The 11,057-nt window shown below is 71.5% G+C and carries 10 protein-coding genes and 1 tRNA gene; 9 read left to right on the forward strand and 2 right to left on the reverse strand.

Going from position 1 to position 11,057, the window contains the following annotated elements; all coding sequences use genetic code 11:
- Positions 1–42 precede the first annotated feature (42 nt).
- The 6 genes from JO379_RS10715 (at position 43) to JO379_RS10745 (ending at position 7,340) form a co-directional block, all read left to right on the forward strand.
- Positions 43–1,005 (forward strand): helix-turn-helix transcriptional regulator, encoded by a 963-nt coding sequence (locus JO379_RS10715; RefSeq protein ID WP_130877575.1) that lies wholly within the window; start codon positions 43–45, stop codon positions 1,003–1,005.
- Between the two features lie 699 nt (positions 1,006–1,704).
- Entirely contained in the window at positions 1,705–2,928 is a 1,224-nt protein-coding gene (locus JO379_RS10725) for a helix-turn-helix domain-containing protein (RefSeq protein WP_209514753.1), read from the forward strand.
- 107 nt (positions 2,929–3,035) lie between these two features.
- The gene (locus tag JO379_RS10730) at positions 3,036–3,413 is read left to right on the forward strand and encodes a DUF6415 family natural product biosynthesis protein (RefSeq protein ID WP_130877578.1); all 378 of its coding nucleotides are present in this window, start codon (positions 3,036–3,038) and stop codon (positions 3,411–3,413) included.
- The gene (locus JO379_RS10735) at positions 3,410–3,991 is read left to right on the forward strand and encodes a hypothetical protein (protein ID WP_209514755.1); all 582 of its coding nucleotides are present in this window, start codon (positions 3,410–3,412) and stop codon (positions 3,989–3,991) included. The genes JO379_RS10730 and JO379_RS10735 overlap by 4 nt, the downstream gene beginning before the upstream one ends.
- Positions 3,992–4,171: 180 nt before the next feature.
- Complete coding sequence (locus JO379_RS10740; protein ID WP_209514757.1) at positions 4,172–5,704, forward strand: alpha/beta fold hydrolase; 1,533 nt, start codon at positions 4,172–4,174, stop codon at positions 5,702–5,704.
- A gap of 13 nt (positions 5,705–5,717) precedes the next feature.
- A complete protein-coding gene (locus JO379_RS10745) occupies positions 5,718–7,340 on the forward strand; it encodes an alpha/beta fold hydrolase (protein ID WP_245381435.1) in 1,623 nt (540 codons plus the stop codon).
- An 89-nt stretch (positions 7,341–7,429) separates the two neighbouring features.
- Here the strand turns inward: JO379_RS10745 and JO379_RS10750 are convergent.
- Positions 7,430–7,501 (reverse strand) — tRNA-Val (locus JO379_RS10750).
- Positions 7,502–7,671: 170 nt separating this feature from the next.
- Here JO379_RS10750 and JO379_RS10755 point away from each other — a divergent pair.
- The 3 genes from JO379_RS10755 to JO379_RS10765 all read left to right on the forward strand — a co-directional run bounded on the left by JO379_RS10755 (position 7,672) and on the right by JO379_RS10765 (position 10,196).
- Positions 7,672–8,451 (forward strand): DUF4097 family beta strand repeat-containing protein, encoded by a 780-nt coding sequence (locus JO379_RS10755; RefSeq protein WP_130877581.1) that lies wholly within the window; start codon positions 7,672–7,674, stop codon positions 8,449–8,451.
- Between the two features lie 191 nt (positions 8,452–8,642).
- Positions 8,643–9,902 (forward strand): hypothetical protein, encoded by a 1,260-nt coding sequence (locus JO379_RS10760; protein WP_245381983.1) that lies wholly within the window; start codon positions 8,643–8,645, stop codon positions 9,900–9,902.
- A 75-nt stretch (positions 9,903–9,977) separates the two neighbouring features.
- Positions 9,978–10,196 carry an FmdB family zinc ribbon protein gene (locus JO379_RS10765; protein ID WP_130877583.1) on the forward strand — a complete coding sequence of 73 codons (219 nt, stop codon included), beginning with the start codon at positions 9,978–9,980 and terminating at the stop codon, positions 10,194–10,196.
- Positions 10,197–10,308: 112 nt separating this feature from the next.
- Here JO379_RS10765 and JO379_RS10770 read toward each other — a convergent pair whose 3' ends face one another.
- Positions 10,309–10,965 (reverse strand): O-methyltransferase, encoded by a 657-nt coding sequence (locus tag JO379_RS10770; RefSeq protein ID WP_130877584.1) that lies wholly within the window; start codon positions 10,963–10,965, stop codon positions 10,309–10,311.
- Between the last annotated feature and the right edge of the window lie 92 nt (positions 10,966–11,057).

Below are 11,057 nucleotides of genomic sequence, written 5' to 3' on the forward strand. Positions count from 1 at the left end.
TTAGGACATCTCACGTCCGTAAAGAGAGGCAATCTGGAAGGCATGACGACCGACCTGCCCGCCCGGATGCTCCGCTTGCTGTCCCTGCTGCAGACCCGCCGCGAATGGTCCGGCACCGAACTCGCCGAACGCCTCGGCGTCACCGGCCGCACCATCCGCCGTGACATCGACCGCCTGCGCGACCTCGGCTACCCCGTCGAAGGCACCACCGGCCACGCCGGCGGCTACCGCCTCGCCTCCGGCGCCGCCATGCCCCCGCTGATCCTCGACGACGACGAAGCCATCGCCACCGCCGTCGCCCTGCGCACCGCCGCCGGCCACCTCACCGGCATGGAGGAAACCGCACTGCGCGCCCTGGCCAAACTCGAGCAGGTCCTGCCCGCCCGACTGCGCACCCAGGTCGCGGCCGTGCAGGAGACGACAGCCACCATCGGCTGGGAAACCCGCGGCCCGCGCGTCGACCCCGAGCTGCTGGGCAGCCTGGCCGCCGCCTGCCGCGACCACGAGAGCGTCACCTTCGACTACACCACCCGCCACGGCGGCTGCGCCGCCCGCCGCGTCGAGCCCCACCACCTCATCGCCTCCGGCGGCCTGTGGTATCTCCTCGCCCACGACACCGACAAGAACGACTGGCGTATCTACCGTCTCGACCGCATCACCAACCCAGCACCCACCCGCCGCCGCTTCACCCCCCGGCCCGTCCCAGGCGACGACCCGGCCGCCTACGTGGCCGACAAGATCGCCACCGCGCCGACCCGCTACCGCGCCATCGCCACCGTCCACGCTCCCGCCCACACCGTCCGCCACCGCACCTGGGCCCTGGCCGCCCGCATCCACCCCCGCGACGAGGCCACCTGCACCGTCGACTGCTCCAGCAACCACCTCCCCGGCATCGCCCAGACCCTCGCCGCCCTCGACGCCGACTACACCCTCGATGCCGACCCCGAGGTGACCGCCTACCTCCACCGGACCGCCGCACGCATGCGACACGCCACCAACTCATGACTGCCACGAACAGCCGGGCCGGCTGAGCCACCGAAGGCGGCAACACCCGCCCAGTGCCGCCACGCCTCACCGGCCGATGAGCCGGTACACGAAGCCGTCACGCGGAGAGACGTGCTTCCCGCTGTCGCTGGCGAGGGCTTCGCGCCTCCGGGGCGGGGCGCTCCGCCGCAGGTCGGCTCACCCCAGTGGCACGCGCGCGAACCGCTCCCACTCGTACATCCGGTGGTCGCGGTTCAGGACGATCAGTTCCACACTCGCCAGCCGCGCCGTCGCAGGCTCCGCCTCCACCCGGGCCAGGGCATCCGCCGCCGACGATCGCCTTGACGTCCTGCTCGGACACCTCGTCCACGAAGCCGAGCCCCTGCATCGTCAGGTGCAGCCAACGGTCCGGGACGAGGTCCAGCCCGGCGACCGTGGCCAGGCTCTGCCGGTACTCCCCCGCGAGACGATGGACGTCGGAGGACTCCTGGAAGGTGAAGTGCCAGGTATAGAACCTCCGGCCGGGCCGCCAACCGGGCCGCCACCACCAGTGATCCGCCATGCGCGCTGGTTGAGTCTGCCCTGGCGAGAGGGCGAGGTGCCGCGGGGCGGAGGGCCGTCCGCGCGGGCATGACCGGGCGCCGACTGTTTCCGCCACCGCTTCCCGCGTGTCGGGCAGCCGCCCTACGCTGAGCCAGTCCGGATACGAAAGGCTGGCACATGGCTGACCACATCGGCGCGCACATCCGCGAGTTCCGCAAGATCCGACAGATGACCGTGCGGCAACTCGTCGGCAAGGTCAACATCAGCCCGAGCACGCTCGAGAAGTACGAGTCCGGCGATCGCAACCCTCCGCCTGGGGTCGTTGCCGAGCTGGCCCGCGCCCTGTGTGTCGGCCCGGACAAACTGACTGGCCAGCCGTACATGAACGGCGTGGAGACAGAGGAGCAGATCCAAGCCGTCATCCCTGACCTGCGGAAGATGCTGCTCACCTACGACAATCCCGACGACCTCCTCGTGGCACCCCGCCCGCTCCCCGTGCTCGCGGCGGAGATGGATCACGTGGCCCAGATGCGGCAGAACGGTCAGTACGTGCCCATGGGCCCGCTGCTCCCCGGCCTGCTGGCCGAGCTGACCCATGTCGCCCTTGGCAGCTCGGGCCGCGAACAGGAACGGGCGTTCTGGTGGCTGGCCCGCGGCTACCGCGCGACCAACTCCCTTGCCCACAAGCTCGGCTATCACGACCTCAGCCTGACCGCGATCGAACGCGTCCGCTGGGCCGCTGGTCGTTCCGGCGACAGTCTCATGCAGGTCACTGCCGCGTACCTCAAGGCCGGCGCGATGGTCCGCATGGGCACGTACGCTTCCGCCCGCCGGGTTCTGGAGGGGCTGGCGGAGGAGGTGGAGCGGATTGCCCCGGAGCAGAGCATGGATGACCGGCACATGGCCGTGCACGGCGCGATTCTCCTGAAGTTGGCCGTCCTCGAAGCTCGGGACGGGAATTTCGGTCAGGCCGCCCAGCGACTCGCCGAGGCGCGTACCGCTGCGGCCATTCTGCGCAGCGACACCACTCACTACGAGATGTCGTTCGGGCCGACGAATGTCCGTATCCACGAGGTGGCGACCCTCATCGACTGCGGCGACACCGAGCAGGCTCTCGCTCGGTTGAGTGAGTGGGGTGAGGAGCAGGACCGGGACGAATGGGAGCTGCCTGACACCATCGCGGCCGAGCGGGCGAGTCATCATCACATCGACGTCGCAGCGGCTCGGCTTGTCGAGGGCGATCGGGTGGGTGCGCACCAGGACCTCAAGGAGGCGCGGCGGATCTCGCCGAATCACGCGCGCTTCCACCCCACGCTTCGCTCCACCGCTGCGACTCTGGTGCGTCTGGACCGAGGACAGGACGATTCCATTGCGGGGCTGGCCCGTTGGGCCGGAATGTGAACCGCCGTCAAGCGGATCCACAGAAAATCATCCGCACAAACTGTACGTAGCCAAGCCGTTCCGCCGCGACACGATCCCCTCACTACTCGCAATGAGGGGATCGAGTCATGTCCATCGCCAACAGCCCGGCCAACCTCTCCTCCGCTCCAGCCACCGAGCCCATCGACATCACTCAGATCGAAAGCGACGTCGATCGCGCTTTGTCGTGGCGCACGGTGACCCCGCCCTTCCCCGGCATGGCAGGCCTTGAGCCCGTACTTTTGCGCCATGTCGGCCAACTGCTGCGCTTCGTGGAGCAGCGCGCTGACGAGCTGCCGCGTCACTCCGTCGGGCGCGCCTTGTGCGACTCAGCAGTGAATCGGACCCACGAGGTTCTCGCCGCAGGGCCCTGCGGCACTACGGACCAGGCGCGCGCCGACTACGTGTACGACCTCGGCCGCGTATGCTCGCGCCTCCTCGGCAATGTCCCCGGAGCCCGGCCGTGAGCACCGCCGGGCAGGCGCCCCTGCCTCAGCGCCGGTCGGGAAGAAGCACGCCCCCGGCTCACCTGAACTCCGCGGTCAAGAGCGCGCTCGCCACGGTCAGGCCGTGGCAAGCCGCACGCTGGCTCGTCTCCCCGGCCGACCCCAGCTCCGAGGCACACACCGAATGGGCCCGTGACCGTCCCGCTCTCCTCCGGGTCGGCAGACGCTTCGATGCGGTCCGGCTGCGGGCGAACACGGTCCATGCGTACGCCGGTCGAGCCGACGGCGAGGCCCCGCCCCGGGCGGACGTCGAGCGGGCCCTCGCCGGTGCGGGGATCACCACCGCGGTCATCGCCGACCCGGCCCGCCACTGGTACTACGCCCTCGTGCCCCCTGGCACCGCCGCAGGCTGGACCGTGCGGGGCACCGAGTGCCTGGGGCGTCACCACTTCCTCGGAGTGCCGGCCCCGCACCGTGTCGACCCTCCCGCCAGCTACTGGCTGCTCGCCGCGCCCGACAGCAACAGCACCCTGTGCGATCCGGGCGCGGTGCACGAGCTGATCCGGGCTCAGCGGACAGCGGCGAAGACGGGCTGGTGACGAGCGCGGGAGGAGGTGGACGCCACTGCTGGACTCGGGATTCACCCGCCTCCGGCGGTCCACGTGCGCCCCTCCGGCCCACCCGGTAGCGTCCGAATCGCATAACCACCTGAACCACCCAAACTGCTACGGCGTTGTCCGGCTGGGCAGCCGTGGATGCCTGCAGAGGAACGGGGTCACATGACCAAGCACGGCATCCTCGCGGTGACTGTGGCTGCCACCGCGGCCCTCGCGTTCGGACCGACGGCCAGCAGTACCGCATCACCCCACAGCCACACCGTCGCCCCCTCGCGGTTCGTGCCCGGTCCCTGCCCGAGGACGCCCGAGCCGATCGCCGCGCTGAGCACCGCGCGGTGCGGTTTCCTGGAAGTCCCCGAGAACCGCGCCCGCCCTCGCAGCCGGACGATCCGGCTGGCTGTGGCGGTCATTCCGGCCACCTCGGCGAAGTCCGCCGCGGACCCGGTGGTGTTCATGTCGGGCGGCCCGGGCGGCGAGACGTTCGACGACATCCCGTTCCTGGTCGACTCCGGCCTGAACCGGGATCGGCCGCTGATCATCATGGCCCAGCGGGGCAACCTCTACGATCAGCCGAATCTCGCCTGCCCGGAGATGGACCGGTTCAACGCGCGGTACGTGGGGCTCGGCTACGACTCGCCGCAGGCGAAACGGCTCCTGCTGGACGCGGTGAAGAAGTGCCGGAATCGCCTGGCAGCCGACGGGATCGATCTGAGCGCTTACAACACCAAGGAAAACGCCGCGGACTTCGCCGCCCTGCGCACGGCACTGGGCATCCCCCGGTGGAACGTCTACGGGCACTCCTACGGCACCAACCTCGCCCTTACCTACCTGCGCAAGCACCCTCAGGGGATTCGCGCGGTGGCACTCGACTCGGCCACGGCTCCGCAGATCGTCACTCTGCCGTGGGGCTGGAGCAGCGCCCGGGAGGGCATCGAGAACGTCTTCAAGGCGTGCGCGGCCGAGCCCCGCTGCAAGAGCCGCCACCCGGACCTCCGTCGGACCCTCACCGAGCAGGTGCGCAAGCTGGAAGCGCACCCCTTGACGCTCAAGGCCCGGCCGCCACGCGGCGGAGACCCGGTGAAGGTCGTCCTCGACGGGGGCTCGCTGCTGAACATCCTGGTCGCCAATGCCATCCCGTTCCCCGACGTCCCCGCGGCGATCGAGGAGCTCGCCCACGGGCGTCCGGAGCGCTTCGCGCGGGCCCGCGCGGCCGATTCGGCTGCCGTCGTCGGCATGACCGCGCACGGCCTGACGGAGTCGGTGGTGTGCAGCGAGTGGGTGCCGGGGCACTCGAAAGCCGACGTGCTGAAGGCGGGGCGCCGGGCCTTCCCCGGGTGGCCGGACTCGGTCCTGGCCCAGGCACCGCAGCTTCCCTTCCAGCACGAGGTGTGCCGTATCTGGCACGTTCCCAGCCGCGCCGCCTCCCACCGGGTGGCCACCAGGAGCCCGGTGCCGGCACTCCTGGTCGCCGGGACGTTCGACGCGAAGGTCGGGGCGAGCTGGTCCCGGGCCGCGGCCCGTACGCTCTCCCGCTCGACTTCCGTGCAGGTCCCCGGGATCGGGCACTGGGTGGTCCCGCAATCGCCTTGCGCGCAGCGGGTACTGGCCTCGTTCCTCGCCCGTCCGACCGCGGCGCCCGACACCCGTTGCGTGGCCGGGCTCACCCCGAAACCGTTCACGATCATCCCGAAGTGACCTGGAGAGGCAGATGGCACTCACCCCCATGCCCCGCCGTCGTCGCACCGTGCGCCGGCTGCACGCCGCGCCGGCCGCGGCGGTGACCGGCATCCTCGTCACCGGGCTGCTCGCCACACCCGCGGGCGCGGAGCACGGCACCGGCACCGGCACCAGCACCAGCACCAGCACCAGCACGGCGATCGGCACAGCCGCCCGGACGGTGGGCGGTGCCCGCTTCGAGCCGGGCCCCTGCCCGAAGACACCGGCGCCGATCACCGAGCTCAAGAAGGCCCGCTGCGGGACGCTCACCGTGCCCGAGAACCGCACCAGGCGCAACGGCAGGAAGATCACCCTCGGGGTCGCCGTCGTGCCGGCGGCGGCCGCCAGACCGAGACCCGACCCCGTCGTGTGGCTCGCCGGCGGGCCCGGCGACGACGCCGTCGGGGAGGCGAAGATGGCGATCGACGGCGGGCTGAACCGCGACCGGGACGTGGTCCTCATGTCCCAGCGGGGTACGTACTCCGCCGACCCGGCGCTCCTGTGCCCCAATATCGACCGGTTCAACGGACGCGCGGTCGGCCTCGTCCACCACGCTCCGTCCACCGAGCGCCTGCACGTCAAGGCCACGAAGGCCTGCCGCGACCGGCTGGCGGGCCTCGGCACCGACCTCGGCGCCTACAACGACACCGAGAGCGCCGCCGACTACGCGGACCTGCGCGTGGCGCTGGGCATCAAGCAGTGGAACGTGTTCGGCATCTCCTACGGCACCCACCTGGCGCTCGTCTACATGCGTCAACACCCCCGGGGAATCCGGTCGGTCGGCATCGACGGCATCCTGCCGCCGTCCAAGGCGGGGTCGGCCCTGGCCTGGAGCAGCGCCCGGGAGGGCTTCGACGGCCTGTTCAAGGCCTGCGCGCAGCAGTCGGCGTGCAACAAGCGCTATCCGAACCTGTCCGCCACCTTCAACCGCCTCGTCCGTGAACTCGAGGCCCACCCGGTCACCACCACCGTCAAGGTCTCCGGCCGGCCGAAGCCGGTGAAGGTCGTCCTGGACGGCGGAGCCCTGGTGAACTGGATGACCACCGCCACCCACGTCGCGGAGGGCGTACCCCGCTCCCTCGACGAGCTGGCCCACGGCAGACCGCAGCGGATCGCGCGGCAGTGGGCGGGCTGGAAGCTCAACCCCCAGGGCATCGGAGTGGTTTCGCACGGCCTCGCCTACGGCATCTTCTGCAGCGAGTGGACGCCGTACGAGAGCCGGGCCAAGGCCCTCCGGGGCGGGCAGAACGCGTTCCCGTCGTTCCCCCGCTCGGTCCTGGCCCAGGCTCCGCAGCTCACCTTCCTCCGTCACGACTGCGACGTCTGGAACGTCCCACCGGCGCCGCGCTCGATCCGGAACGTCACGCGGAGCAATATCCCCACCCTCGCCCTGTCGGGCGGCTTCGACTCCCAGACGGGGGCGGCCAACGGGCCGTACGTGGCCCGTACGCTGAGCCGCGCGACCGTCGTCAAGGTCCCCTACGAGCCCCACGTGGTGTTCGCGACGTCACGGTGCGCCCAGAAGATCACCGCTTCGTTCCTCGACAGGCCGACCGCGCCGAGGACCGGCTGTCTCACCGGCCTCAAGCCGCCCCGCTTCGAGATCGGCCCGTGAAGCGGCGAGTGGAACGACGTTCATGAAACAGGCCCCCGGTCCGCATGGACCGGGGGCCTGAAACAGGCTTTCACCTGCTGTTTCATCTGTGGGCACAGACGGATTTGAACCGCCGACATCTGCTTTGTAAGAGCAGCGCTCTACCGCTGAGCTATGCGCCCCGAACGAGGTGACAGCCTACATGGCCCGGCCCGTATCCCCGCAAACCCGGGTCGGGGTGGGGATAACCCCACCCCGAAGCAGGGAGTGGGCTACATGCCGCCCACCGGCCGCCGGTGCTTAGAGTCGGGGAGCACCCCGCAGTCCCGATGCCGAACCCACGGAGTCCCACGTGCTTCCCCGCTCTCGTCGCCGCGCCGCCGTCCGTCTGTCCCTCGTCGTCGGTACGGTGCTGGCCGCCGGGGTCACACTGACCGGGTGCGGCGGGGCCAACGCCGAGGACGCGGAGCCGGAGCGGCGGACGTTCTCGCTGGAGGGGCGGGAGCTGACCGTGGACGCGGACAACTCCGAGCTCGAGCTGGTGACCGTCGACGCGAAGACCAAGGACCTCAAGGTCACCCGGTGGTTCGACGGGTGGACCGTGGGCGGGGAGTCGAAGGCGACCTGGGCGATGAAGGGCGGCACGCTCAAGCTGCGGGAGCACTGCGACGGGCTGGTGAACAACTGCGCGTCGAAGCACCGCATCGAGGTGCCGCGCGGGGTGAAGGTCACCGTGCGGGACGACAACGGCAAGGTGCGGGCGCGCGGCTTCGAGACCGACCTGAAGGTCCACACCGACAACGGGAAGATCGACATCGCGGACTCCAAGGGGAACCTCGATCTGTCGTCCTCCAACGGCGATGTCGTCACCGCCCGCGTCGCTCCCCAGCAGGTGAAGGCGGTCTCCTCCAACGGCACCGTCCGCCTCTCGCTGACCCGTGTCCCCGACCGGGTGGAGGTCTCCAGCGACAACGGCGCGACGAAGGTCGAACTGCCCCGCGCCACGTACGACGTCATCGCGGAGAGCCAGAACGGCAAGGTCGACGTGGACGTCCCCCGCGACAGCGCCAGCCCCCGCAAGGTGACCGCGCGCACCCAGAACGGCGAAGTCACGGTGCGATCCGCGAACTAACCGGCCCGTGTGTTCGTCCTTAACGGGTGGGAGAATGGCATCCGGGCCTGGGGCGATCCATCGGGAGAGGGCAAGTGACGGCGACCTTCGCGCAGTCCGTACGACCGGCACGTCGCCGTTTCAGCGCTGTGGCGGCCGTGGCCCGGGAGACGGTGGCGCTCGCGCTGCTGCCGCTCCCCCTGCTGGTCGCCATGGCGCCCGCCGCCTTCGCCGGCGGGGGCACCCGCCGCTGGGGCTGGGGCCGCGGCGAGGAGCAGCGGGCGGACGCGCAGGCGGCCAAGGACGCGGCCGCCGCGGCGTTCTACGAGCTGGACACCGCGCAGCGCGATCTGCGGATCTCCATCGAGACGATCACCGCGGTCGACTCCTCCCCCGCCGCCCGCAAGGCGGCGGGCGACTTCGCCGACCTCGGGCGGCGCATCGACCAGGTCTCCCACGCCTACATCACCGCCGTCGACGCGCACGACCTGGACCGCGAGGGCCTCGACGGCGCGGCCGCCGCCCGCGCGCGGGGCGATCTGACCAAGGCCAAGGACGAGCTGGACCGGGTCAAGGCCGAGCTGGAGCGGTTCGGGCAGAGCCTCGGTCCCCTGCTGGGCACGGCGGAGACGCAGCTGGCACGGCTCGCGCCCGCCGTCGAGCGGGCCCGGCAGGGGCTGCTCGCCGCCAGTAACGCGCTGGACGCCGTCCGGGCCGCCGGGATCAAGGCCGACGACCTGGCCGCGCGGCTCGCCGCGCTCTCCCCCGAGCTGACCAGGCTCAACCAGGGCGCCGGGCAGCACGGCGTGCAGGAGACCATCCAGCGCGCGGACCGGGTGCTGCGGGAGGCCGAGGCCATCCGCGGCGAGGCCGACCACCTGCCGCAGAAGGCCGCTGACCTCGACAAACGCCTCGTCTCGCTGCGTACGCGCGCCCAGGCGATCACCACGCGCGCCTCAGGCGTCGCCCCCGTCCTCAGCGAGCTGCGCCGCCGCTACAGCGCTGCCTGCTGGCAGGACCTCCAGCAGGTGCCGGGGGAGGCCGAGCGCGCCGTCCGGCAGGCCGAGGAGAAGCTGGCCGAGGCCCGGACCGCGCGGGACGAGCAGCGCTGGCCGGACGCCACGGCGAGACTCGCGACCGTACGGGCCCTGCTGAACACCACCGAGGAGGCCGTCTCGGCGGCGGGCGACCGGCTGCGCCGGCTGGACGAGGTGTCCTTCGACCACCAGAAGGAGGTCGACCGGACCCGCTTCGCGATCCGCGACGCGCAGCGGCTCGCGATGGCCGGGCGCAGCACCCCGGACCCGCGGCACGCCCGCCCCCTGGACGACGCGGTGGCCCGGCTGGACCGGGCGGTCGCGGGCCTGGAGGGCCGCCACCCCGACTGGTGGCACTTCCTCACCGAGACCGAGGCGGTACGGGCATCCGTCGCCCGTGTGGTCCAGGAGATCCGCGAGGAGCGGGGCCGCTGAGGCCTGTCCGGCGGAAGGGCCGGCACCGTGGCCATCGGCCGCCGCCCCGGCCCACCGGCTGGTTATGCTGCCCGCATGCCTCGCTACGAATACCGCTGCAAAGCCTGTGGTGACACCTTCGAACTCAACCGGCCCATGGCCGAGTCCGGCGCCCCCGCGAGCTGCCCCGAAGGGCACACGGACACCGTGAAGCTGCTGTCCACCGTCGCCGTGACCGGCGGCGCCGCGCCGTCCGCTCCGCCGTCGGGCGGGGGCGGAGGCGGCGGTTGCTGCGGGGGCGGCTGCTGCGGCTGACAGCGCCGGACGGGCGGCGTTCGGCGGATCCTCGGCTGCCGGCCCGTCTTTGCCGCCTGCGGCGGCGAGCGCCCTGCGGGCGCGTCCTCAAACGCCGGACGGGCTTGAACGACTACACCCGGCGCGCCAGGGTCAGCCCGTCCGCGACGGTGAGCATGACCGACTCCATCCGCGCGTCGGCCGCCGCGTGCTCGTTGAACGCGTCGACCGACGCGGCCATGCTCCCGGCGGCCGGTGCGACGACCTCCCCGGCGAAGAGGACGTTGTCGACCACGACAAGACCGCCGGGGCGCAGCCGGGGCACGATCTCCTCCCAGTAGTCGATGTAGCCGTCCTTGTTCGCGTCGATGAACGCGAGGTCGATGTGCGGCTCGGCGGGCATCGCGCGCAGGGAGTCCAGGGCGGGCGCGATGCGCAGGTCGATCCGGTCGGCCACCCCGGCCTTGTCCCACGCCTCCCGCGCGTACGCCGTCCACTCCTCCGAGATGTCGAGGGTGATCAGCGTGCCGTCGGCGGGCAGCGCCTGGGCCATGGACAGCGCCGACAGACCGGTGAAGGTACCGACCTCCACGACGTGCTCGGCGCGGGTGAGCCGTACGAGGAAGGCCAGCAACGGGCCCTGTTCCTCGGCGATCTGCTTGACGGCGACGCCGGGCAGCGCGCTGTGCGTGATGTCGACCAGGGCACGCTGCGCCTGGTCGAGCGCGGGATTGTGGGCGAGTACGTAGGTGTAGAGCTCGGGGGTGAGCGGTGGCCTCTTGATCTCCATCGGACGATCTCCTCGCCTTGCCGGTAGAAGAAGGTACGCATCAGCGGGGCCCCGGCCGGACAACACCGGCCGAGCCCTTGCGCGAGCCTAGC

The sequence above is a fragment of the Streptomyces syringium genome (assembly GCF_017876625.1).
GTDB classification, from domain to species: Bacteria; Actinomycetota; Actinomycetes; order Streptomycetales; family Streptomycetaceae; genus Streptomyces; species Streptomyces syringius.